General features: G+C 44.5%; 16 protein-coding genes. All 16 read left to right on the top strand.

Annotated elements, in window-relative coordinates; genetic code table 11:
• Positions 1–16 precede the first annotated feature (16 nt).
• The 16 genes from AC23N5_RS04530 to AC23N5_RS04455 all read left to right on the top strand — a co-directional run bounded on the left by AC23N5_RS04530 (position 17) and on the right by AC23N5_RS04455 (position 26,736).
• Positions 17–2,446 carry an ABC transporter permease gene (locus tag AC23N5_RS04530; RefSeq protein WP_487754621.1) on the top strand — a complete coding sequence of 810 codons (2,430 nt, stop codon included), beginning with the start codon at positions 17–19 and terminating at the stop codon, positions 2,444–2,446.
• A 13-nt stretch (positions 2,447–2,459) separates the two neighbouring features.
• Positions 2,460–4,841: an ABC transporter permease gene (locus AC23N5_RS04525; protein WP_487754620.1), complete on the top strand. Its 2,382-nt coding sequence runs from the start codon at positions 2,460–2,462 to the stop codon at positions 4,839–4,841.
• A 50-nt stretch (positions 4,842–4,891) separates the two neighbouring features.
• A complete protein-coding gene (locus tag AC23N5_RS04520; RefSeq protein ID WP_487754619.1) occupies positions 4,892–7,324 on the top strand; it encodes an ABC transporter permease in 2,433 nt (810 codons plus the stop codon).
• Between the two features lie 4 nt (positions 7,325–7,328).
• On the top strand, positions 7,329–9,692 hold the full coding sequence (locus AC23N5_RS04515; protein WP_487754618.1) for an ABC transporter permease: 2,364 nt from the start codon (positions 7,329–7,331) through the stop codon (positions 9,690–9,692).
• A gap of 30 nt (positions 9,693–9,722) precedes the next feature.
• A complete protein-coding gene (locus AC23N5_RS04510; protein WP_487754617.1) occupies positions 9,723–12,125 on the top strand; it encodes an ABC transporter permease in 2,403 nt (800 codons plus the stop codon).
• A gap of 60 nt (positions 12,126–12,185) precedes the next feature.
• Positions 12,186–14,603 carry an ABC transporter permease gene (locus AC23N5_RS04505; RefSeq protein WP_487754616.1) on the top strand — a complete coding sequence of 806 codons (2,418 nt, stop codon included), beginning with the start codon at positions 12,186–12,188 and terminating at the stop codon, positions 14,601–14,603.
• Positions 14,604–14,605: 2 nt separating this feature from the next.
• On the top strand, positions 14,606–17,026 hold the full coding sequence (locus AC23N5_RS04500) for an FtsX-like permease family protein (protein WP_487754615.1): 2,421 nt from the start codon (positions 14,606–14,608) through the stop codon (positions 17,024–17,026).
• A gap of 118 nt (positions 17,027–17,144) precedes the next feature.
• Positions 17,145–19,553, top strand: coding sequence for an ABC transporter permease (locus tag AC23N5_RS04495; protein WP_487754614.1), 2,409 nt, complete (start codon positions 17,145–17,147; stop codon positions 19,551–19,553).
• Between the two features lie 114 nt (positions 19,554–19,667).
• Positions 19,668–20,078, top strand: coding sequence for a hypothetical protein (locus AC23N5_RS04490; RefSeq protein WP_487754613.1), 411 nt, complete (start codon positions 19,668–19,670; stop codon positions 20,076–20,078).
• A gap of 21 nt (positions 20,079–20,099) precedes the next feature.
• Complete coding sequence (locus AC23N5_RS04485; protein WP_487754612.1) at positions 20,100–20,552, top strand: hypothetical protein; 453 nt, start codon at positions 20,100–20,102, stop codon at positions 20,550–20,552.
• 102 nt (positions 20,553–20,654) lie between these two features.
• Positions 20,655–21,281: an FISUMP domain-containing protein gene (locus tag AC23N5_RS04480; protein ID WP_487754611.1), complete on the top strand. Its 627-nt coding sequence runs from the start codon at positions 20,655–20,657 to the stop codon at positions 21,279–21,281.
• A 178-nt stretch (positions 21,282–21,459) separates the two neighbouring features.
• Positions 21,460–21,852, top strand: a complete 393-nt coding sequence (locus tag AC23N5_RS04475) for a two-component regulator propeller domain-containing protein (RefSeq protein WP_487754610.1) — start codon at positions 21,460–21,462, stop codon at positions 21,850–21,852.
• A gap of 10 nt (positions 21,853–21,862) precedes the next feature.
• Positions 21,863–22,006 carry a hypothetical protein gene (locus tag AC23N5_RS04470; RefSeq protein ID WP_487754609.1) on the top strand — a complete coding sequence of 48 codons (144 nt, stop codon included), beginning with the start codon at positions 21,863–21,865 and terminating at the stop codon, positions 22,004–22,006.
• 206 nt (positions 22,007–22,212) lie between these two features.
• The gene (locus AC23N5_RS04465; protein WP_487754608.1) at positions 22,213–23,337 is read left to right on the top strand and encodes a ligand-binding sensor domain-containing protein; all 1,125 of its coding nucleotides are present in this window, start codon (positions 22,213–22,215) and stop codon (positions 23,335–23,337) included.
• Between the two features lie 47 nt (positions 23,338–23,384).
• Positions 23,385–24,299, top strand: coding sequence for a winged helix-turn-helix domain-containing protein (locus AC23N5_RS04460; RefSeq protein WP_487754607.1), 915 nt, complete (start codon positions 23,385–23,387; stop codon positions 24,297–24,299).
• Positions 24,300–24,342: 43 nt separating this feature from the next.
• Positions 24,343–26,736 (top strand): ABC transporter permease, encoded by a 2,394-nt coding sequence (locus tag AC23N5_RS04455; RefSeq protein WP_487754606.1) that lies wholly within the window; start codon positions 24,343–24,345, stop codon positions 26,734–26,736.
• Positions 26,737–26,801 lie beyond the last annotated feature (65 nt).

The following is a 26,801-nucleotide window of genomic DNA, read 5'->3' as shown; positions in this document are numbered from 1 at the left end:
TGAAATAAAAAAAACAATGCTTATAAGTTATTTTAAAACAGCCATTCGTGCTTTAAAACGTAATTGGAGTTACTCTGTCATCAATGTCTTAGGTCTGACCTTGGGCCTGGCTTGTTGCGTGGTCTTGTTTGTGGCAGTTCGGTATGAACTAAGTTTTGATCGTCATCATCGTCATGCTGACCGTATTTATCGAATGCTTGGTGTCTCTAAAAGTTCTCCCGAAACGCCAAACACTGGAATTACCTTCCCCGCATTGGCAGCGCTACGAAACGATTTCCCCGAATTGAAACACCAACTGACGATGGTAAGCCGTGTGAGAAGAGCGGTAGTATCGGTAGGAGGAACTGCTGCAACGGAGAAAAAACGGTTTCAGGAGCCTGATGGAGTTATTACATTTGCCGAACCTGAATACTTCAATCTCTTTGATTATGAATGGAAAAAAGGTAGCCCGCAGTCGCTCACTAACCCGAATACGGTGGTACTCTCGGAGCGAATGGCGCGTAAGTATTTTGGGAATACCGACCCAATGGGCAAAACAATTCGGATAGATAACCAGATGGATTTTGTGGTGACGGGTATTGTGCAAGCGCCGCCTGCTACCAGTAGTTTTCCCTTCGATGTCTTTCTGACCCATGCTTCTGTGGTGGCGTTTGGAAATACTTCTCCCATCGACGACTGGAAATCGAGCTATGGTGGGGCGCAGATTTACTTGTTGTTGCCTCCATCGCTCACTTTGGCTCGAATGGAAAGTCAATTGGTCAGTTTCGTAAAAAAATACCATTCTCCAGAGGATGCCAAGAAGTTTAAGTATGCGTTACAACCACTGACCGACATTCACTTCGCAACGAATACTACTAACTTTGCTCGACGTAGTGTCAGCATCGAAATGATTTGGGCGATGGCCCTGATTGGCATTTTTATTTTGGTAACGGCCTGTATCAATTTCGTCAATTTGGCGACTGCTCAGGCAATTCGTCGGGCGCGGGAAGTAGGCGTACGAAAAGTGCTGGGGAGCACTCGTAGTCAGCTGTTACGACAGTTTTTGGGCGAAACGAGCGTATTGACAAGCATTGCCGTGGTGCTGGCTCTTTTAGTGGCAGAGCTTGCATGGCCTTACGTCGGTGATTTATTAAATATTCCAACAGGGGCTGTAAGCTTATTTAGCCCTGTCATATTGGTCTTTTTGGCAGGACTTGGCGTGCTCACTACCGTGCTGGCGGGGTTCTATCCTGCGCTGATTCTGTCGGGTTATCAGCCTATTTTAGCCCTTAAAGGAAAAATGAAAACAACCCGCTCGGCGCATTATTTTACGTTGCGTCGGGGGTTAATTATTGGGCAGTTTGCAGTGTCTCAATTTTTGCTCATCGGTACCATCATTGCGTATTACCAAATGGATTATTTCCGTTCGGCCGATTTGGGTTTTAGCCGCGATGCTATTTTGACAGTAAAGCTTCCTGGAAATGACCTAGGTCAGTTGGAAAATCTACGGGCTAAACTCGCAGGCTTACCCAGTGTCCAATCGCTTAGTTTTTCGATGACAACGCCATCTTCTGCATTCAACTGGAGTACTGGTTTTCGGTTCGAAAACCAAGAGAAAGACCCCGACTATGGCGTCGTGATGCGTCCCGCAGATACTTCTTACATTCGGACGTATGGGTTAAAATTATTGGCAGGACGTAATTACCTGCCCGCTGATACAATTCGAGAGTTGATTGTCAACGAAACATTTGTAAAACGCTTAGGCTTTCAGAATCCCGAACAAATCATTGGGAAAAAAATGAAAGTAGCTGGGGAGGATATTGAAAAACAAATTGTGGGGGTTGTAAAAGACTTTAACGTGTTTTCGCTCCGTGATCAGGTAGAACCAAGCGTATTGACGACCCAACGAGGCAATTATACTACCTTAGGAATGAAACTGGCAGGCCAAGAAGGAGGAGTCAAAGGTATTAGTCAATTACTGAAAGAGGTAGAAACCGCGTGGCAAAGCACCTTTCCTGAGTTTGTCTTTTCGTACGAATTTCTGGACGAAACCCTTGCCAATTTTTACCAAGGGGAAGAACGTAGCTATGCACTTTTTCGCCTTTTGGCAATGATTGCCCTCTTTATCGGCTGTTTGGGGTTATACGGTGTCGTCTCGTTTATGGCCGAATCACGCACCAAGGAAATTGGGATTCGTAAATCATTAGGTGCGACTACGGCGCATATTTTTGGGCTTTTCTCTATTGATTTTGTCAAGCTCGTTGGGATGGCGATGGTTATTAGCTCACCTTTGGGATGGTACGTAATGAAGCAATGGCTGTCCAAATTTGCCTATCGCATTGAAATTGAATGGTGGATGTTTGTGCTATCAGGTGCCATCGCTATCGGAATTGCGATACTGACAGTCAGTTACCAAAGCATTCGTGCCGCCCTGGTCAATCCTGTGAAATCATTGAAAACAGAATAAACCTATTACAACCATGATACGGAATTACCTCAAAGTTGCGTGGCGCAACCTCACTAAAAACAAAATGTACAGTTTCATCAATATCGGTGGACTGGCGGTGGGAATGGCAGTAGCCATGATGATTGGACTTTGGGTCAACGATGAATTGTCGTTTGATACCTATCACCAAAATTATGAGCGTATCGCGCAGGTTATGCAACACGCTACTTTCAACGGAAAAGTGGGAACCCAAACCTCTAATCCTGCCCAAATGAGCCCCGAAATTCGGGCAAAATACGGAAGTAGCTTCAAACACGTAGTGCAAGCCTCGTGGGAAGGCTCGTACGTGTTATCGCTAGGGGATAACCACGTAACAAAATCGGGGATTTACTTTGAAGAAGGTGCCCCTGAGATGCTTAGCCTCAAGATGCGCTACGGAACGTACGCTGGTTTGAAAGACCCCTATTCGATTATGTTGTCAGAATCGGTGGCTAAATCGCTCTTTGGTGACCAAAACCCGCTGGATAAAACGCTAAAAATCAATCGAACCTACGACGTGAAAGTGACGGGCGTTTACGAAGATTTGCCTTACAATACCTCGTTTCGCAACGTGAAGGTCATCATGCCGTGGTCGCTTTGGTTGATAGATAATCCCTGGGTAAAAACAATGGAAGATCCTTGGGACAGCAACTTTAGCCAAACCTTTGTTCAAGTTGCTGATAATGTGACCATGGATGTCGCATCGAAACGCATTAAAAATGTCAAAGCCAACAACCTTAATAAGGAAGAATTGAAGTACAAATGGGAGGCATTTTTGCATCCGATGAGCAAGTGGGCGTTGGAAAGTGAGTTTAAAGAAGGCATCAACACGGGCGGAAGCATTCGCTACGTATGGATGTTTGGTATCATTGGGGTATTTGTGTTGATGTTGGCTTGTATCAATTTTATGAACCTAGCCACCGCCCGCAGCGAAAAACGCGCCAAAGAAGTGGGTATCCGCAAAGCAGTGGGGTCGGTTCGCACGCAGTTAATCAATCAGTTTTTTTCGGAGTCGTACATGGTGGTGGTGTTTGCTTTTGTAGTATCACTTTTACTTGTCATGCTGTGTCTCCCGTTTTTCAACGAAGTAGCCGATAAAAAAATAGAACTTCCTTGGGCGAACCCCGTTTTTTGGCTGATTAGTTTGTCCTTTATTGTACTCACAGGGCTATTGGCGGGAAGCTATCCTGCTTTGTACTTGTCGTCTTTCCAGCCCTTAAAAGTCCTCAAAGGGACGTTTAGAGTGGGTAAATGGGCCGCTATTCCGCGTAAGGTATTGGTAACGACTCAGTTTACGGTTTCGGTGGTATTGATTATTGGAACCATCGTTGTGTATCAGCAAATTCAACACGCCAAAAATCGCCCCATTGGCTACGAACGCAACGGCCTGATAAGCATGGGGATGGATAAAGAGATTCAGGATCACTTTGAAGCATTCAGAGGGGAGCTAAAATCGGCGGGAGCAATTGAAGAATTGACGGCGTCCAACAGCCCACTTACGGGCGTATGGAATACCAACGGCGGTTTCGATTGGGAAGGGAAAGACCCGAATTTGGGCGTTGATTTTCCAAACAGCCGCGTTACCAAAGAATGGGGCAAAACCGTGGGCTGGAAAATCAAACAAGGCCGTGATTTCTCGCGTGAGTTTGCCACCGATTCGGCGGCGTTTATCATCAACGAGGCAGCGGCGAAGTTTTTGGGATTCAAAGACCCCGTTGGCAAAATTTTAAAATGGAATGGTAAGCCTTACACCATTATTGGGGTAGTGAGCGATATTATGGCCGAGTCGCCGTTTTATCCCGTGCGCCCGTCGTTGTACCATACCCGCGACAAGGATTTGTATAATCTTACCATCAAACTCAATCCTGCTCAAAGTTCAAGTAAATCCATCGCCACCCTCGAACGTATCTGGAAAAAGTACGTACAGAATGTGCCTTTTTCGTACGAATTTATTGACCAACAATACGGTAATAAGTTCAAGGCCGAAGAGCGTATCGGTACGCTTTCGCTCTACTTTGCGGTCTTGGCCATCCTGATTTCGTGTTTGGGACTTTTCGGAATGGCGAGCTTCGTGGCCGAACAACGCACCAAAGAAATCGGCATTCGGAAGGTATTGGGCGCAAGCGTGCCTAATTTGTGGCGAATGCTCTCTCGCGATTTTGTCGGCTTGGTGTTGCTTTCGAGCCTCATTGCCAGTCCGATTGCGTACTATTACCTCAATGATTGGTTGAATGGCTACGATTATCGAGTTGAAATCTCGTGGTGGGTGTTTGCCGTGGCTGCTGCTGGTGCACTGGTCATTACGTTGCTAACGGTTAGTTACCAGGCGCTACGTGCCGCCTTGGTCAACCCTGTAAAATCATTGAAATCGGAGTAAAGACGTTGCATGCAACGTCTCTACGTCATTGTCATAACCATCATATCATCATGCTACGGAACTACCTCAAAATCGCTTGGAGAAACCTCCTCAAAAACAAACTATACAGCATCATCAACATTTTCGGGTTGGCCATTGGGCTTACCTGTTTTTTGCTGATTTCGCTGTACGTAGTCGATGAATTGAGCTATGACCGCTACCTCAAAGACGCGGCTCGTATTTATCGCATACATTCGGACATCAAATTTGGGGGAACCGAAATGAAAATGGCTCTGAGCTCCGACCCTTTTGGCCCAACGCTCAAAAAAGATTATCCTGAGGTGGAGCAATACGTGCGTTTGTTCGCCCAAAACAGTCGCCGATTTATCCGAAAAGGCAATGAGTTTTTGGTAGAAAACAACTGCGTAAATGCGGATTCGACGTTTTTTGAGGTTTTTCCACTTCATGTGCTCGAAGGAGACGGCAAAACAGCCCTCAATGCCCCCAATACAGTGGCTATTAGTAAGTCGGTAGCGAAGAAATACTTTGGCGATGGCCCTGCGGTGGGGAAAATCCTTTCGACGGGAGTTAACAATCCCCAAGAGTATAAAGTAACGGCGGTCTATGAAGACATACCGCAGAATTCTCACCTTCGGACGAATATTATTTTTTCGTTCAAAAATGTGGACTACACCTTTGGAAACTTCTTGAGTCACAATTTTTATACGTATGTTAAATTGAAAGAAGGTGTTGATTATAAGCAGTTTGAGAAAAAATTTGACGGCTTTATCAACAAATATATTCTTCCTCAAGCCAAAGCTTTCATAGATATTAAAAGCATGGACGAGTTCAAAAAAGCGGGGAATTACATTCAGTATTCGCTGATGCCGCTGCTGGACATTCACCTAAAATCCAACAAATTATACGAGTTTGGGGTCAATGGCAATATCGAGTATGTGTATATCTTTTCGATTGTAGCTTTGTTTTTACTGCTCATTGCCTGCATCAATTTTATGAATTTGAGTACGGCTCGCTCGGCCAACCGCGCCAAAGAAGTCGGGATTCGGAAGGTATTAGGCACCGAACGAAATAGTTTGATTCGACAGTTTATGGCGGAGTCGATACTGACGAGTTATTTGGCATTTGGTATTGCGTTGGTATTTACGACGGCATTGCTTCCTTATTTTAATCAAATTGCGGGCAAAGAATTTACGCCGACTACGATTTACCAGCCTGCGTACTTGCCTTTTTTATTGGCGTTGCCGCTTGGCGTTGGGGCGTTGGCAGGCTATTATCCTTCCTTTTTCTTGTCGTCGTTTAAGCCAATTGAAGTGCTCAAAAGCAAGCTCAATGCCAATTTTAAACGCTCTAATTTTCGAAATGCGTTGGTGACGTTCCAATTCGTGACGTCGTTGGTATTGGTCATTTCTACCTTTATCATTTACCGCCAACTCAATTACATCCAACACAAAAACCTCGGGTTTTCAAAAGACCAAGTGTTGGTGGTGACGGGTACGTCGTCGTTGGGCGAAAATAACCGCGTTTTTAAGGAAGAAGTCAAAAAAATGGCGGGGGTAAAAGCGGGGGCTTTTGCAGGGTATTTACCCGTGGCCAACTCGTCGCGCAGCGATAATACTTACTCTAAAACGGCGGTTATCGACGTAAAAAATGGGTTTAATATGCAAAACTGGGTGATTGATGAAGAATACATCCCGACTTTGGGCATGGAAATCATCAAGGGGCGTAATTTTTCCAAAGCATTCGGGGCAGATTCTAGCTCGATTATTATCAATGAAGAAACGGCGAAGATGTTAGGCTATGATGACCCCGTGGGCAAAAATCTCTATGCGGGTACTGGCAATGCTTCCGAAACAAGTACGCTGACGATTATTGGAGTGGTGAAAAATTTTCATTATTCGTCGATGCGAGAAAACGTCGGCCCTTTGTGCTTTCGGTACGGACGTAGTGGCTGGGATATGGCTTTTAAAATCAATACGTTGGAGTCGCAACAATTGGTAAAACAAATCGAAGGAAAGTGGAAACAACTCTCGACGGGGATGCCGTTCAATTACCATTTTCTTGATGATTCTTTCAACGAAATGTATCAGGCCGAACAGCGCGTCGGTACTATTGCGCTCATTTTTGCCATTCTGACGATTTTTATTGCTTGTTTGGGCTTGTTCGGGCTCATTACCTACATCGCCGAGCAGCGTACCAAAGAAATCGGCGTTCGGAAGGTGCTGGGAGCCAGCTTGTGGAGCATCGTGGGCCTTCTTTCCAAAGACTTTTTGAAATTGGTAGGAATCGCCTTTTTGATTGCCGCGCCGTTGGCCTACTTCGCGATGAACACTTGGCTCGAAGACTTCGCGTTTCGGGTCGAAATTCCGTGGTGGATTTTTGTGGCAGCGGGCGTGGCTACGATGTTGTTGGCGTTTTTGACGGTTAGTTTCCAGTCGATTAAGGCCGCCCTGATGAATCCTGTCAAATCATTGAAATCGGAATAGACCCATGCTACGCAACTACCTCAAAATCGCATTTCGGAATTTGCTGAAAGATAGGACTTTTAGCAGCATCAATATCTTAGGACTGGCCATTGGATTTTCGGCATCGGCATTGATTTTACTTTGGGTCAATGACGAAATGAGTTTTGAAAACACCCACGAAAACCGAGACCGAATTTTTCAGGCGTGGAATCAAGTCACTGAAAAAGGCAAGACCAGTAGCTGGAACGTTACCCCTCAATCCATGGGGCCTGCCCTGCAAAAAGACTATCCCGAAGTTGAAAAAATGGTGCGGGTCGATTGGGCAGACAAATATTTGGTTCAAGCGAAAGACACAAAAATAAAAGGGACGGTTCAGATAGTAGATTCTACTTTTTTGGACGTATTCACGTTTCCATTGCTCAAAGGAGATATCAAAACCTGCCTAAACGGGGTCAATAATTTGGTAATTACGCAAGATTTTGCCAAAAAATTATTTGGAAATAGTGAGCCACTTGGCCAAATCGTCAAGCTCAATAACGAAAGCGATTTTGTGGTGACAGGCGTAGTGAAATCACTTCCAACCAACACCGATTTTAATTTTGATTGTTTGGTGCCGTGGCGTTTCAAGGTAGTCAATAACATGGAGAGTTTGCACTGGGGCAACAACTCTACCACTACTTATGTGTTGTTAAAAAAGAACACTGACGCTCAGGCATTCAACTTAAAAGTCAAACATCTAAGAAAGCAGTATGACAAAGAAACCGCCTCTTGGGAGACCTTCGTGTATCCTTTTGAGCGATTGCGGCTTTACGGAAGCTTTAAAAATGGAGTGGAAGAAGGTGGTAAAATTGAGCAAGTTCGCAACTTTACGGTCATTGCCCTTTTGATATTGCTGATTGCGTGCATCAACTTCATGAATTTGAGCACGTCCCGAAGCGACAAACGGGCCAAAGAAGTAGGAGTCCGAAAGGCGTCGGGAGCTAGCCGTTTATCCCTCATTAAGCTGTTTTATTCCGAGTCTATTCTCACCTCATTGTTGGCAGGGGTGTTGGCAATTGGCATTATTATGGTCAGCCTCCCCGCGTTCAATCAACTCATTGAGTCCAAAATTGTGATTGATTGGTGGGATGCTCAATGGATTGCCTATTCGTTGGGTTTTGTTGTTGTCACGGGATTGGTGGCAGGGTCTTATCCTGCGCTATTCCTTTCGAGTTTTGACCCTTTGCAAGTATTGAAAGGAAGTTATTTCAATATCTCTTCTCCAATTACTCCCAGAAAAATACTCGTCGTCTGTCAATTTGTGTTCTCTGTTTTGCTCATTTCTTGTACCATGATTATCAAGCAACAGTTGGATTATGCCCAAAACAGAAAATCAGGATACGACAAAGCAAACCTGGTCTATCACCCCGTAGAGGGCGATATTTCTAAAAACTTTGACCTCATAAAAGCTGAATTGTTGAAAAATAACGTGGCGGTTTCGGTCGTAAAAACATTTTCACCTATTACCGAAACGTGGAGTAACACAGGCGGAATGAAATGGCGGGGCAAAGCGACAGACGACCACAGGAACATTGACCGTTTTGGAGCAGACGACCAAATTGTAAAAACGCTTGGTTTAGAGATTATCGAAGGGCGCGATTTCGATTTAAAAACCTATCCAACCGATTCTTCGGGGGTAATTATTAACGAAACAGCCAAAAAGATGATGGGCTTCAAAAGTCCTATTGGCGAAAAAATCACCGACGGGGGTTGGGAGTTTCAGGTGATTGGCGTAGTGAAAGATTTCGTGATGCAATCACCTTTTCGAGAAGTGAATGCGGTGACAATTGCTGGGGCGAAAATGAATTTTTTCAACGCGATTCATGTCAAATACAACCCCGAAAAACCTATCAAAGAAAACCTAGAAAATGCAAAAGCCATTTTTAGGAAATACAATCCTAATTACCCTTTTGAGTATCATTTTGTGGACGATGCTTACAATGAAAAATTTGCAAGTGTAGAGCGGTTATCGTTTATGGCACAAGGTTTTGCGTTCTTGACCATTTTTATCACTTGTTTAGGCTTACTTGGTTTGGCCACGTCGTTAGCCCAGCAAAAAACCAAGGAAATTGGCATTCGTAAAGTCTTAGGAGCGGGAATAGGGCAAATTGTGTTATTGATGTCAAAAGGATTTGTTACGCCAGTGCTATTAGCCTTTCTGATTGCGAGTCCGCTGTCTTACTGGATTATGAATAAATGGTTGGAAGAATACACCTACAAAATCACCATCAATCCTTTGGTTTTTGTGCTAGCGGGGCTTGTAACCGTCGTTATTGCTTTGTTTACGGTGAGTTACCAATCTATCAAAGCCGCCCTGATGAATCCTGTCAAATCATTGAAATCGGAATAAAAATATCACAGATTTTAAAATAATCAACACATGTTTAACATTTTCTTAAAGCGAATCTTTCGTGGATTCGTGGCAAATAAGGTTTATACCATCATAAACCTTGCGGGTATTGTGATTGGGCTTGCTGTGAGTTATTTTATGGTGAGTTACCTTTTTTTTGAGTTGAATTATGATGCTTTTCATCAAAAATCAGATAATATTTTTCGGTTAGCTCGGACCTACCGAAACCAAGATTATAGCGTAGTTGGTTTCCCAAATTGGTCGAGTTCGGATAAAAATGAACAAAAAAATTGGATTAATTCTCTAAAAAATACGGAAGGTGTTGCTGATGCAACTCAATTCATGATTTTGCCGAGCAAAGAATTCATCGAATTGAACCAAAAGCGTATCGAAACCGATGGGATTCTTACGACAAATACACCTGAATCTTTTGTCAAAATATTTGATTGGAAAATCAAAGAAGGTAGTTTACAGAATTTTTATGTTGGTACAAATAAAGTACTTTTGACCGAATCGGTCGCCAATCAATTACTGAGTAGAGAACAGTCTTTTTACGCTTTGTTAAACAAAACCGTAAAAATTTTAGGACAAAATTATCTAATTGCAGGTATTGTAAAAGATATTCCTAAAAACAGCCATTTTGATTTTACGATTGCTCTCAATTCGCCTCAAATTGATTATTGGGGAAGTCGAGTTTATATTGAGTCAAAACTTGATGCTTCGGTACAAAACTTGACAAAACAATTAAATCAAAGTATTGCCACTTACAGTCCAAGATTGGCAAAAGACCCACTTTACAAAGGGCATTATTTACAGCCTATCAAAGATATACATTTCAATTCTAATATTCTTTATGAATCCAAACAGCCTGGTAGCTATACCTATATAGTTTTGATTGGCCTTTTTGCTTTATTCACGATTTCAATTTCCATTTTTAACTATGCCAATCTTACGCTCGCTATCAAATCTAAGCAAAACAAGGCGATTGGAGTATTGAAAACTTTAGGAGCAAAAAGCGAGAATATCGCCCTTCAATTTATCCTCGAAGCCATACTTTTATCATTACTTGCACTTCCTTTGGCTGGGGTTTTGATTTCATTAATTACGCCTATTTTTAATCAGTTGATGGGCGTTGAAATCAGTATGGATTTTATTGAAAACTATCAATGGTTTCTATTGCTGATAGGTTTAGCGATTGTTATTGGAGTGATTGCGAGTATAGCACCTACACTACTTTTGGCTCGTAAAAACACCCTTCATTTATTTAAAAATGGGCTACAAAAAAGCAATTTTCAAGGTTTAGTAATCAGAAAATATCTGATTACGGCTCAATTCGTTTTCTTGATTTCGATTGCTTCCATAGCTTATTTTACTTCAAAGCAATTGAATTTTATCAATCAAAAAGATTTAGGATTTCAAAAAAATCAGATTCTTTTTGCTTATACATCTCCCGAAAAACAAGATTTATTTCAACAAAAATTAAGGCAGATACCCGAAATCAATCAGGTAGGAAATGGCTCTGATTTTGGTATTATTCCATTCAACCAAATGACCTACAAACTTGAAAATCAAGAAACCGTTTTTAACGATGCTCGCCAACTCTATCTTGATTATGCCGCTTTGAAAGCTTATGGAATCAAAACCAATGTAAATTTCGATAAAAATTCGACTCGAAAAACAATTATTAATCGAACAGCAGCTCAAAAACTGGCCAATTCTATCAAAATACCCATTGAACAACTGGTTGGAAAAACCATTATTACCGAACCCGAATACACCAATCCCGAAAACGGCCAAGTGGGCATACCGTTTGTGATTGACGGCATTTTTGAGGACATTCATTTATTTTCGTTAAAAGAAAAAATCGAACCCTACTTCATAACGCTATCCAATTCGGTTAGAATGGATGGACGAAGTATCGTTTCGTACAATTCAAATGCGGCTATCAATAAAATTCAAGGCGTTTACAAAGAACTCAACGAGCCTTTTCCATTAGAAATAACTTATTTGGAGCAAAATATCAGTAAATTGTATGAGCAAGAAAACAAACTCAATACACTTTTTAGGTATTTTAATTTCATCTCAATTCTGTTGGCATCGCTTGGGATTATCGGTGTAACAGTCTTTCTTACCAGCATCCGAACAAAAGAAATCGGGATACGAAAAATCTTAGGAGCTTCTGCTCTATCCATCACAACGCTTTCGGTCAAAGAGTACATTCCGTTGATAGTTTTCGCACTGGGCATTAGTTTCCCAATAATCTATTTGATTATTAACCAATGGCTTGAAAATTTTGCTTATAGGTCTGATATTCAGTATTTAACTGTTCTTCCCATCAGTGTTTTAGTGTTTGGTACGATAGCCATTTTAGTGGTACTCATTGCCTATAAAGCGGCTATTTCGAATCCTGTCAAATCATTGAAATCTGAATAATTCGACGTATTGGTAGAGACGTTGCATGCAACGTCTCTACGTCGCAAAACCCTAAACCTTATGCTACGCAACTACCTCAAAATCGCTTTTCGGAACCTTTGGCAAAACAAAGTGTATTCGTTTGTCAACCTTGCAGGACTTACCCTCGGACTGACGGTGGTGATGCTGATTATGCTGTACGTCAAAGATGATTTGTCCTTTGACCGTATGCACGCGAAAGGCCCGCAGATTTTTCGGTTGATACAAGACCGCAAAGACCTGCAGGGAAATCTGAGTAAAATGGGAAACACAGGGATGCCGCAAGGTCCCGCGTTTGTGCGCGAACTAGGTGATTTTGAGGCGTATTGCCGCTTTAAAAACGGCTGGAATACCCTCGTAAAGAAAGGCAATGAAGGGATTAAAGAGAATTTGATGTACGCCGACAACTCGGCGTTGACCATGTTTTCGTTTGAGGTAGTGGCAGGAGACGCCCGCACAGCCCTCAAGGATTTAAAAAACGTGGTGATTACCGACCGAATGGCCGAAAAGTATTTTGGAAGCCAAGACCCCGTGGGTAAACTAATGCAAATCGGGGATGAAGGGGCGGCTTTTAGGCCGTTTGTGGTGGCGGCCGTCGTCAAACACCCACCCGCCAACTCGTCGATTCAGTTTGATATGTTGATGTCTATCGACCACCTCATTTCACCTGACCCTCAGCAGCGCGCCAACGACGAAAATTGGTTCAATGCAAGTTTGAACACGTTTTTGTTGGTCAATCCCAAAGCAAACGTGGCACGGTTGGACAAAAAAATGGAGTCCGTGACGGCCAAATATACCTCTGATTTTCTGACCGAAGTGCGCAAAAAGAACAATGAGGGCAAAACCTACGAAATGAAGTTTAAGCTGCAACCTTTGTACGAAATGCACTTAAACCCTGAGTATTATGCTTCCAATGGCTTGGAATACTGGTCAAATGAGCGTTATCCGAAGATTTTATCGGGGCTGGCGTTGTTGGTTTTGGTCATTGCCTGTATCAATTTTGTGAACCTTACGCTGGCTCGCTCGCTCAAACGCGCCAAAGAAATTGGCATCCGAAAGGCAACGGGAGGCACGCGTCAGCACATTTTAGCGCAGTTCTTGGGAGAATCGTTTTTGCTGACGGCTTTGGCGTTTGTTCCGTCGTGGTTGTTGGCCTACATGTTGCTGCCTACGTTCAGCGAATTGACTGACAAACACCTCGAAAGCACGTACCTTTTTCAGCCGACTACCTTGTTGCTTTTTGGCGCATTGTTGTTTTTAGTGGCGCTTTTAGCTGGGTTTTACCCTGCGTTGGTGCTGTCAGGTTTTCGTCCTATCGAAACGTTGCGTGGTCCGTTTAAACTAACAGGCCGACAAACGTTCGGGAAAGCATTGGTCGTGTTTCAGTTTGTGTTGGCAGGTGTGTTGATTATCGGGACGGTCATTGCGACTCGTCAGTTTAATTACATCGCTCAGGCCGAGCTTGGTTATAAAACCGACAACATTCTTCGCTTTTGGCTGCCTTGGGACCAAATAGAAAAAGTAGCCGCACCGCTCAAAAATGAGTTGGCGCAATTGCCGTACGTCGAAAAAGTTTCCAGCAAATCAGGGGATTGGAACAGCACCATTTACCAGATTAATGGCAAAAGTACTGACTATACTTACTACGAGTACATCGACGAAAATCATTTGCAATTGATGGGAATTCCGTTGGAGCAAGGGCGGTATTTTTCGCCAAAATATGCGTTGGATACGGTTTCAAATATCATCGTCAACGAAGCTTTTGTACGGGAATTTGTCCCCAAAGGCCAAAATCCATTTACCCTTTCTATTCGCCAACAGGATAAAGCATTGAACATCGTCGGGATTGTGAAAGACTTTCACTACGCGTCGTTCAAGGAGAAAATAAAACCCATTGTGTGGGCGCGTGATACCCGTCGGCAAGCGGGTTGTGTTCACGTTCAAATTACTGCCAACCACCAAAAAGAAGCATTGGCGCAGATTAAGAAAGTGTATAAAAAGTACGTTCCCTACCTTCCTTTGGAATATTATTTCTTGGAAGATTTTCGGATGGAACGCTACGCTGACGATTTGCGCTGGAAACAGATTTTGACCTACACGTCGTTGGTGGCTATTTTGATTGCCTGCTTGGGATTGTTTGGCTTGGCCACTTTCGTGACTGAACAACGTACCAAAGAAATCGGCATTCGGAAAGTGCTGGGTGCGGGCGTAACGAGCATTGTGGCGCTTTTATCAAAAGACTTCCTGAAACTGGTGCTTATCGGCATTCTCATTGCTTGTCCCGTAGCCTACTACTTTGGGAATCAATGGCTCCAAGACTTTGCGTACCGCGTCGAGATAAATGCTTGGGTGTTTGTGTTTGCGGGCGTCATAGCGATGGTGGTTGCCCTCGGAACCGTTGCGTACCAAGCCCTTAAAACGGCGTTGACCAATCCTGCCAATACCTTGAAAACGGAATAATCATGCTACTACACTACATCAAAATTTTGCTTCGGAAGCAACCGATTTTTACCGCCATCAATTTCGTGGGACTTGTGTTGGGTATGGCGGCGAGTTTGTTGTTGTTTCGGTACGTGCGTTACGAACAAACGTACGATTTACAAAGCCCCCACGCGGGGTCGATTTGGCGGGTGTATAACCAAACCCTCAACGGAAAAACGGTCGTTAATCAAGATGCCAACACGCACAGCGCCGTAGGGCCTACCCTCAAAGCAACCGTGCCAAGTGTGGTTGATTACGCCCGTTTGTACTGTGGCAATACGCCCGAAGCTACGGTCGTAGTCGGCAATCAGCCTTTTGATATTCGTCGATACTACGCCACCGACCAAGGGTTTCTGCGCATGTTTCCCCAAAAAATCGTGGAAGGAAACGCCCAAAACTGCTTGACGGCACCTCATACGGTCATTTTGACCAGCACAACGGCAAAGCGCTTGTTTGGGAACGAACACGCAGTGGGCAAGGGGCTGCGTCTCAAAGATGGTCGCCTAGCAGGAACCTACACCGTGACGGCAGTAGTGGCAGACCCTCCCAAAAATACCCACCTAAAGTTTGACATGTTGGTGTCGTACGCTTCACGGTATGCGCGGGGGCACGAAGACAACTTTGAGTCGTACTGGGACTATAATTATTTCCAATTAGCGCCCGATGCTTCGACCGACGGGGTGACCAAAAAATTAACCGAAATCAACCAAACCTTTCTCAAAAAAGAAGGAATCCAACTTGTGATTCAGCCTTTTAAAGACATTCACCTCCATTCCAATCTTACCTACGAACTCGAACCCAACGGCAGCGCGCGCACGGTGCAGTTTTTGGGTATCATTGCTTTGGTGATATTGGTGATTGCTTTTGTGAATTACATCAACTTAACAACGGCACTTGCCAACGAACGCGGCAAAGAAGTAGGCGTACGAAAAGTGCTGGGCGCAAGCCGTGGCACGCTCACTCAACAATTTTTGTGGGAAAGCTTTGTTATAAGCAGCATTGCCTTCGGGACAGCAGTAGTAGGTGTGCAGCTGTCAACCGATTGGTTTGGAGGCATCGCTGGCCGTGATTTATCGGTGAGCAACACCATAGATGGGGTGTATTGGGGCGTAAGTATTGGGTTTATTGTTCTGATATGGTTTGTGGCGGGGCTATATCCTGCCTTGCAACTTTCGGGTTTTCGACCCGTGGAAGTACTGCGGGGACGATTTGTGGCGGGTAACACCGAAACGCTTCGCAAAAGCTTGGTGGTGGTTCAGTTTGCTTGCTCGGCGGGGCTGATTTTTGGGGTATTGGTGATTGAAAAACAATTAGATTTCCTAAATAACCACGAACTTGGCGTACAACTCGACCAGTTGGTGTCGGTCAAAGTACCTGCGTCTGAAGACACCAGAGACAGTACGATTTTTAGAAAACTAGCTCTTTTTAAGTCGGAATGTGCAAAGATTGCGGGGATTGAAGGTGCGTCTTCGTCCAACATCGTTCCAGGGTTGGGCATCAACACGATTGCGGGAAGCAACCGTCCGCTTCATTGGGTAAAGCAACCCGATTTTGCCAAAATCACTTCCTATTTTGTGGAAACTGACCAAGACTTTTTTCCTTTGTTTGGGGTTCAATTGTTGGCAGGAAAACACCAATTCTTCCCTGACCGCGTAGCGCGATTTAACACCATTACCATCAACGAAACCATGCGAAAGGCGCTCGGTTTCCCGTCGCCCGAAGCGGCCATTGGTCAACAAATTGCTTACGAAAATAGCGAAAATAACGCCTCCATGACGGTAGGAGCGGTGGTCGAAGATTTTCACATCGAATCGCTCAAAAGTGCGCCTAAGCCTACTTTTTACTACTGTTTTGCGCCGCAAGAATTGGGGTATTTGACCTTAAAAATGAATGCCCGCCAATTAGAAGCGTCGCTTGGAAGTATGCAGCTTGCTTGGAAAAAAATCTACCCCGAAGAGCCGTTTCGCTATTGGTTTTTGGACGAAAACTTTGCCCAGCAATACCAAAATGAGCGCCAATTTAATCGCGTGTTTGGCATTTTTGCCGTGTTTGCCATTGCGATTTCGTGCTTGGGTATTTTGGGGCTGACGGCTTACAATGTACAGCGCCGCCGCAAAGAAATTGGCATTCGTAAAGTGTTGGGCGCGTCGGTGCTTAGCATTACGGTGATGCTCTCGACCAATTTCCTCAAGCTGATTGCTTTCGCTGTCGTGTTGGCCACGCCCGTTGCGTATTATCTGATGCGCCAGTGGTTGCAAGAGTTTGCCTACCAAACCGAAATCAGTTGGTGGGTCATAGCCGCTACGGCGGTTGGGGTGCTGGCGGTGGCGTTGCTGACGGTCAGCGTTCAGTCGGTCAAAGCGGCCTTGATGAATCCCGTAAAATCGTTGAAATCAGAATGATTTTCCGTAGATACGTTGCATGCAACGTATCTACGATGTTCAAACAATTAAGGTTTTTTAACAGACCGTCAATGCGTTTTGTACGTACCTTGCTGTGCCATTTTAAACGTACAAAACCATGCTTCAGAATTACTTCAAAATCGGCTGGCGCAGCCTGAAAAAGAACAAGTTATACGCTATCATCAACGTCTTTGGACTTTCAGTAGGCATTACCTTTACGATGCTCATGGGAAGCTACGTTTGGGGAGAATGGCGGGTAAACGCCGAACTCAAAGACCTCGACCGCCAATACATCCTCAAGTCGAAATGGAAGCAGCCCAACATGGGCATCGAAATCACGACCATTGCGCCGCTGGCCAAAGCGTTGAAAGAAAATTTTCCTTCGTTGGTAGAAGATTACTATCATTTTGACGCCGTGACGTCAGTGGTATCGAAAGGAGATAAAAACTTCCGAGAAGACCTGCAATTAGGCGATTCTACCCTTCTGTCGATGTACGGATTCCCGTTGTTGGAAGGCGACCCTAAAACAGCCCTGAGTCAGCCTAATTCGCTGGTGATTTCGCAAAAAACGGCCTTGAAATATTTCGGAAAAACCAACGTCGTGGGTCAAACGCTTCAAATTGAGTCATTTTCGGGCGAGCGCCGCGATTTCATGGTGTCGGGGGTTTTGGCCACTATCCCCTACAATTCCGTGACGCAATTTGTGTCGAGCGAAATCCCCATCTTACTTCCCCTGAAGAGTTTGGCATTCTTTGGCCGCGACGGAGCCATGACCTCTTGGGACAACGTGTATGTGGTCAATTACCTAAAACTCCGAACAGGGGCAAGCCTTCCCGCGTTAAAACGAGCGATTGCACAGCTGATAGCCACCCATTCGTCCAAAGTTATTCAAGAAAACATCGAAGTGATTCCTACGCCCCTTTCCACACTTTACCGCGAAGAAAACAACGGCTTGGTTAATAAAACAATCGCCACACTGAGCTTGGTTGCGTTTTTTATTTTGCTCATGGCCGTGGTCAATTTCGTCAATCTCTCGATGGGTGGTTCGGCGGCACGTCTCAAAGAAATTGGCGTTCGGAAGTCGCTTGGAAGTACCAAAACCCAATTAATGCGGCAGTTTTTGGCCGAATCAATCATTTTGGCCTTGTTCAGCACGGTTGTTTCGTGGGGGTTGTACGAGCTTTTACGACCATCGTTTAGTGAATTTTTGGGGAAAGACCTCCTTCCTTTTACGAGCGCCCCGTTGGCCTTTTTGTCGGTGGGCATCGGTTTGGGAATGCTTGTGGGTGGCTTGGCGGGCGCATACCCTGCGTTTGTGCTTTCTTCGTTGCCCTCGGTGGAGTCCATCAAAGGCAAGCTCAAAAACGTGAAAGAAAACCGCCTCTTTAAATATTCGCTCATGGTGGGGCAGTTTTCGGTGGCGTTGTTTGTGTTTGGCGCGGCAGTTATTATCACGAATCAGGTCAATTATTTTTTTGAAAAAGAACTGGGATACTCCAAAGAGGCGATTGTGTGGGCGTCTGTCCCGCGCGACTGGTCGGCGAAAGGGGTAGCCAAAATGGAAACCATTCGCAATGAAATGGCGCGTTTGCCGCAGGTGAGCGATGTATCGTTGTCGTACGAAATTCCCGACGGGCGTACAGGTTTTCAGTCGGGGGTTTTTAAGCTGGGGCAGGATTCTACTCAAGCGACGTTTATGCCTGTGTTGCAGACCGACGAACATTATGCCAAAACCTACCAGATTCCGATGGCGAGCGGGATTTATTTTGGGCAAAATCCAGCGGTGGGTACTCAAGTACCGCTCGTCATCAACCAATCGGCGGCTAAAAAACTCGGCTTCACGCCCGAAAGTGCCCTTGGTCAGCAAGTGCGTTTGGTGGGTTTTGGACAACTTTTCCACATCGTGGGCGTCACCAAAGATTTTCATTTTCAATCCATGCGCGACCAAGTAGGGGCTTTGGCTTTTGTTCACCTCAAAACCCTGAATAACTATCGCTACTTTTCGTTCAAATTGCGCCCTGCTACCGTGGCAGCGGGTGTGGCGGCGGTAGAACACAAATGGCGAGAATTACTCCCTGGCGCTCCGTTTGAATATAAGTTTTTGGACGACATGCTTCAAAAGCTCTACCAAACCGAAATTCGCCTCAAAAAAGCCGCGCACACGGCTACGTTGTTGGCCATCATCATTGTATTGTTAGGAGTCATCGGCATGGTGTCGCTCAGTGTGACGCGCCGCACCAAAGAACTCGGAATTCGTAAAGTCTTGGGCGCTTCGCCTGCGAGTTTGGTAGGCTTATTTTTGCGGGAGTTTTTGGTGGTAGCGGCCTTGGCGACGGTAGTTGCGTTTCCGTTGGTGTTTGTGAGTATGAAAAATTGGCTTCAAAGCTACGCCTATCGGGTCGAAATGAGCTGGACATCGTTTGCGTTTGTGGCAGGAAGTTTCGGAATTGTTATTATTCTTCTGGTAAGTGTGCAAACCATAAAGGCTTCATTATCAAACCCTACGCATTCGATAAAAGTCGAATAACAAACTTTTACATTTCGTTTACATTCTTTTACGGGAAAAATTTAGAAGATTTTGTGGGTGAAAATACCTTTGTCAACATCAAGGGAGTAAACACCTATAAACAACCTAAAGAGAATGAAAACACTGAAACGAATGTGGTGCGTGGCGGGCTTCGTAGGCGCATCATTGATAGGGCAAGCGCAGACCAAATTTTCAAATTGTTCGGCGGTTTTTATAGACAACAGGGTGGTGGTCGATGACTATTCTCCTACGGGAAAGTGTGCCTTGACGCAAGACGCGCAGGGGACGCTTTCGGTGGCTGAAGCGACCTACGAAAACAACCAATGGCACCAAACAGCAGCGATTGACTTCATGGTGGCGATTCGGGACAAAAACAGCAAAACGTTGACGATGTTCTCGAAGGAGGTGTACCAAAAAGTGGACATCAAAAACGTGCTTTCAAAGTGCAACAAAGGAGACGCAATCGTGTTATTGACGTTAAAAGACTCCTACGCACTCCCTCACAACGAAATCGTAATTCACTAACTATTAAATCTCTTCACAATCATGAAAACACTATCATTTATTGGACTTGCTGCCCTCGGTATGCTTGTTTTCGTAGCGGCAACCACCGTTGTTCCAACCGCTAATTCGACCAACGACGCTAAAATGGCCGTGGCTTTGCTCTTAGACGGCCAACCACTGAACCAAACGGAGCTATCGACCGTGAGCAGTGGCGTTTTGACCGTAAATTCGTTAGAGTCAGATTCAAAAATGCCTTTCCGTATTTACCTAAAACGCGGTGACCAAAAAGTGAGTTTTGGAGGGCAAACCAACGGGAAAGAGCAATACGAAGCTGAAATTGGTTTTTTGGTGTCACGGGCACGTTTTGGTGACGCGTTGGTGGTAGAAACCGTAGGAAATGTGGCCGAAAATCAAAAGCCTAAAGTGGTACTTACCAAATACCTTTTCCCGCTTAATTTCAAGAAAGTAACGGCTCAAAATGGCGACGGCTGTTAGGCATTGAAGGGGTCAGACGGTAGTCAGACCCCAGAGTAGGATGCGTGGTCTGACTACCGTCTGACCACGTAGCTTCAATCCGAAGTATTAAGAACACATTACATGATAAAACAGCACACCATTACGCTACTTGTTGCCTTGTTTTTTACTCAGGTAGGCATTGCCCAATCCACGGGCAGTTTTACCGACTCACGCGATGGGCAAACGTATAAAACGTTCAGCTTTAAAAATGCTTCGACCGACACCATGGTTACTTGGATGGCCCAAAACCTGAACTACAAAGTGCAGGAAAGCTACGCTTATGATGACAAAGAGAGCAATCGAAAAGAGCTCGGCTTGCTTTACACTTGGGAAGCCGCGAAAAAAGCCTGCCCCAGCGGTTGGCATTTGGCAACGGATAGGGAATGGTCTATGCTGGTGACTAAATTTGGTGGAATGGATAAGGCTGGCGAAGTCTTGAAAAGCGTCAGTGGATGGGCAGAAGACGGCAACGGTACTAACAGCAGCGGGTTTAACGGTCATCCAGCAGGTATTCGCAGAAATAATCTTTATGAAGTGATGAGTGTTATGGGTTTTTGGTGGACGTCCACCCCCTCGGGTCAGGAGGGTAAAGCCTGGGGATGGAACTTCAGTTATGGTGGCCCCGGAGAAAAACCACTTAAAACAAAAGCGTTCCGTTTCCCTGCCTCTGTTTCTTACGCAGAATCTGTTCGTTGCGTCCGGGATTGATTTATCCAGTGAATGTAGCGGGTCAGAAATAATATGAATCGTTGAGTTTAAAATCATTTGTCAATTATCATTAATCAGCATCATTTCTATTGTGCGTCCTACTAAAAGACACCTTTACAATGAAAGTAAAATCAGATAGACAAAACCTGTTGTTCATTCTCAAATTGACACTACACGGTTGAAATACACCAAAGGAGTTCGTTCAATTTTGGAGGATAGTAAAGGAAATACTTGGTTTGGCAGTCACAACGAAGGTGTGTGTATGCTTCAGAATGGTCGGTTGCACTATTTTACAACCCAAAACGGATTGAGTGACAACCAGGTGAGAAGCATTTATGAAGATAAAAATGGTATTATCTGGTTTGAATGTGGAATTGGGTTAAGTAGATATGATGGTGAAAAAATGACTGTTTACAATGAAAGAAAGTATGATTCAAAAAACGGGTGGAAATTAACGGATAGTGACCTTTGGTTTAAAGGGGATGAAACTGCGGGTTACAAAAAACTTGAAGGTGGGCCAGGCGTGTATCAATATGATGGAAAAAACCTCTATAGGTGTGTGGCGGTATGACGGGCATACCATGAAAAATTTCACCCAAAAAGATGGTCTGGATGGTGACTTTACTTGGGTTATTTACAAAAGCAAAGCGGGTGAATTGTGGTTTGGCGGAGGCCCCAATGGTGTGTATCGTTTCAATGGCAAGTCTTTTGAACGAAGATATTAACTAAGCCAACAATCTATATTGCTAGGCAGCTTTCTTTAACTATTACCCGCTGATTTACGCCGATTGAAAGTCGCAGAAGGCGCTGATTAATGACCATATCCATATAAAGCCCTTTTTCAGCGAGAATCAGCGTTTGTAATTCTGCGGCTTTCTGCGGGGAAAAAATAAAATTAGAAAAAATAGCGCCCCTTTTAACATCTCAAAAAATGATGAAATACCTTCCTATTTATGCCTTGGTCTCTGTGGTTATTTTTTGTACATCTTGCAGCGGACAGGAAAAAACAAATACACAAAAAGGCTTAAATACGCCCAAACCAAGTCCCAAAGTCATAAAAAACTTTAAGTCCGTGGGGTTGGTGCCCGATTTTGACACGACTTTGGTCAGCCAATACATCCGAAGTATTTTTCAGGATTCAAAAGGGAATCTATGGTTTGGTACTATAGGGGATGGCGTCGTGAGGTACGATCAAAAAACCTTGACCTACTTTTCCAATCCTGACGGATTTTATAACCAAACCGTTTATGCCATCAATGAAGATAAAGACGGAAATATGTGGTTTGGCACCGATCAAGGTGTGTATAAGTACGATCCCAGACGGGCAGTCGGAAAAACGTTTAAGAATTACAACCAAAAAGATGGCCTGAACCACGTTGACATTACTCGAAAAGGCATTCTTGTTGATAAATCGGGCACGGTTTGGGTTGGTACGCACGGCGGCGTTTATCAATACGACCCTGTGGCCGATAGCGAGGGCCGAAAAAGTTTTTCATTGTTTAAAGAACTTGCTACTGTAAACGTTGCTGGCGTCATGGAGGACAAAAGCGGTAACATCTGGTTTGCGTCTTCTAATCAGGGGGTCTTTCGTTATGACCCTGAACAGAAAGGGGATAATGCCATTACTCATGTGGCCGAAAAAGAGCAATTGGGTGAGAACTACGCGGGAGGCATTGCTCAAGACCAAGCGGGTAATATGTGGTTTACCATGAAAAACGGCATTTGCAAATACGACCCAAAACAGGCAGTGGGGAAAAGATTTACCGAATACACGTCCAAAGACGGATTAGGCGGAACGGAGTTTTGGGGAATCATCATTGAGCAATCAGGTATCATTTGGGTTACCGCCCGAGGTAGCACGACGCGCTTTGACCCTTCCATTCCCTTACCAAATTCAAAAGCGTTCACTGTTTTTACCCCTAATGACGGCTTAAATTGCTGCGTTCAAAGTATGTATCAGGATAAATCAGGAAACATGTGGTGGGGTACGGGACAAGGGCTCTATCGCTTTGATGGCAAGCGCTTTTATCAAGTGAAAAAGAACGGCCCTTGGTAGGGCGTTACTGATTGTAAGCTATTTCTACTAAATTTGATACAGAACTTATGGAAATCATGACGGGGAAATTGGCAATTGGGGCTTCATTGTTGGTCATCAGCTTGCTGTTTGGGCGGTTTGCTTGGTTTACTTCTGCCCCCGAATCGAGCACTTCGCAACGGTTTGAGGAGAAAGTCAATCTGGCACTTCGCCGTACGGGCCACCGCCTGCTGTTGGCAAGCGGTGATTCTACGTCTCGCATTACTGCGGTCAAAAAAACGGCGGAGGGTACGTATGTATTACAACTCAGTAGAACCTTCAACTACAATCAGTTACCGTCCTTGTTACAAGAATCTTTTGACCTTCATGGTATCAAAAATAACTACGATGTAGCGGTCATCGACTGTAAAACCAACGAACTGCAACTAGGGTATAACTTTTTAGATTATTCCAAAAGTAAAGAAGTGGCCTGTATCGGACGTGAACAGCTCTTGGGGTGTAATAACGTAAAAGTAACCTTTGCATCTTCTACCAATCCTTCTAGCTCAACGAATCCCGTCTGGTGGACGTTGGGGCTGGGCTTAGTTTTGGTCGGCGTTTCGTACAGCGTATGGTCGCGAAAAAAAACAAGCACTGTGCCAGCCATTGAAACACCTCACGAACAGCCCATCGAAAAACCCACGCGGCTGACGTTCGGAGCGTCGAGCATGGATGTAGAAAATCAACTGCTTTATATTGCCAACACGCACCATAACCTGACCTATCGCGAGGCAAAATTGCTCCACTTGTTTGTGAAAAATAAGAACCAACTCCTTGAACGAGACTTTATTCTAAAATCGGTGTGGGAAGATGAAGGTATCATTGTGGGGCGCAGTATTGATGTTTTTGTCTCACGCCTACGAAAATTACTCCAGGAGGATACTTCCCTAAAAATTGTGGCCGTTCACGGTGTTGGTTATCGCCTGGAGGTGACTGTTTCCTAAAATACACGGATAACCGTCAACAAGTAACTGTTTTCTTTTTCCCATGCTACGTAATTATTTCAAAATCGCGCTGCGCCTCCTTTGGCACAATCGGCTGTATTCGGTCATCAATACCATTGGTTTGGCGTTTGGACTTGGCTGTGTGTTGTTGGCGATTTTATACATCCGAGACGAACATAGCTTTGATAATTTTCATCAAAAAAGCCCTCATTTATACCGAATTACGACAACAGCTATTCAGAACAAAGGCGAAGATCCTCAAACCTCGGGAGGAACGGGGCAAGTACAAGGCCCAGCTTTCAAAGCGGCCGTGCCCGAAGTCGAGGATTATGTCAGAATCATGGGAGGGGCTATTTTTGGTGATATTCGCACCAACCGCAAAGCCCTGAAACTACAGTTGCTGTTTGCGGACAGTCATTTTTTTGATGTTTTTAGCTTTAAACTCCTTCACGGAAACCCAAAAACGGTGTTAAACGATGTGGGTTCGGTGGTGATTACTGAAAAAACAGCGCTGAAATTTTTTAACTCTACCAACGTCGTTGGCCAACTATTACACATGGAAGCCGACCCTTCGGCCGACCGTTTGGGAAAACCGTTGGTGATTTCGGGTGTGGTGGAAAATCCTCCCAAAAATTCGTCGATTCAATTTGATGTGCTGCATCCGTTCAGCTTCATGGAACTGAGTTTTACGGATACCGCTTGGCTGAATGCCTACCTCGGCACGTTTGTGGTGTTGAATCCAAAAGCCGACAAATCGTTGGTTTGTAAGAAATTCAACCAAGTTCACGCCCGACTCGCCAAAGAACAAATAAAAGAAAACGGCCACGACCCCCAAGTTACCTATGGTCTTCAACCCATTACCGACCTTCATTTATACCCACTCCAAACGGGCGGGGAAGGCGGCGCCATCAATTATAGCAACCCGCTGTATTCCTACATTTTTTTGGGGATAGCTCTGTTTATGCTGTTGATGGCAAGTATCAATTTTGTCAATATCAGCATTGCAAGTTCGCTCAAACGGGCCAAAGAAGTGGGGATTCGCAAGGTAACGGGCAGTCGCCAAGGGCAAATTATTGTTCAATTTTTAGCCGAATCGGCCTTGCTGTGTGTGGCGGCGTTTTTTCTGGCTTTTGTGCTTGTATTGTTGTTGCTGCCTGTGTTTAATCAGTTGGCCAATAAAGAAATTCTTCTCTCCGAAGTTTTTGAATGGAAGCTCTTCTTTGCTTTTGGCGGGCTGTTGCTGGTCAATATTTTGTTGTCGGGTTTGTACCCTGCTTTTGTTCTTTCCAAGTTCAACCCTACCGAAGTTCTATACCATAAGCAAAAAGTATCGGGAAATGGGTTTTTCGGAAAAAGTCTTGTGGTTCTTCAGTTTGCGTTAGCGGCTATTTTGCTCATTGCTTCCATTGTTTTTTACCAACAAATGAACTACGTGCGTACCAAAGATTTAGGTTATAATCCGTACCAAGTCATTCGGACGTACATCAGTGGCAACCGCGAAACCAAACCCTTGGCGGAGTTTATCAGAAACGAAGTAGCCAAAGAGTCATCCATTGTGCAAATTTCGTTTGGTGACGAACGGGGTTCCAATTTCAAAACCAAAGCGAACCAACGCACGGTAAAAAGTACGTATCAAAACATTGATTCCAATTACTTGGCGGTGTTGGGAGTTCGTTTAAAAGAGGGGAGATCTATTTTAAATGCAAGCAAAGTAGAAGTGATTGTGAATGAGACGTTTGTGAGGGAGGCTGCTTTGGGAAGTCCAATTGGCGCATTGGTGACAACGGAAGACTTTTTTCTAAAATCGCCTGCCCGAATCGTGGGAGTAGTGAAAGATTTTCATTTTGGTTCATTGCGCGAACGAATCCCACCTTTAGTAATGGCTACCAACGACATGTATAATGGCGGTATTTGGCTTAAAATTGACAAAAATCACCAGCAAGAAGCCCTCACCGCCTTTGAACGGATTTACCGAAAAGCCCTGCCTAACGCCGTGTATGCCTATAATTTTATGGATGAACTCAACAACCGCGATTATCTTCAGGAACAACGTTGGCAAAAAATCATTGGCTTCGCTACCTTGCTTTCAATCGTCCTTTGCGGCATGGGCTTGTTTGGATTGACGCACTTAGCCATTCAGCAACGTACCAAAGAGATAGGAATTCGTAAAGTAGTGGGCGCTTCGGTACCGAGCATAGTGTTCTTATTTTCCAACTCTTTTTTAAAGCTGGTCTTGGTCGCTGTGGTGATAGCTTCGCCGATTGCGTACTATTTTATGGAACAATGGTTGCAGGATTTTGCCTACCGAATACAGGTTTCGTGGCGTATTTTTGGTTACACGGCCTTGGTTATGCTCTTCATTTCTTTGCTCACCATCAGCTACCAATCCATCAAAGCGGCGCTGAGAAATCCCGTAGATTCGCTGCGGTCAGAGTAATACAGCGCCTTTGGCCACAACAACCCACTTTATAAAGTCATAAATTTCCCTAAAAACCCCTAATT

The organism is Runella sp. R5_40, assembly GCF_057652295.1.
The sequence above is the reverse complement of the archived record's forward strand: the minus strand, read 5'-3'. Positions and strand labels throughout refer to the sequence as shown.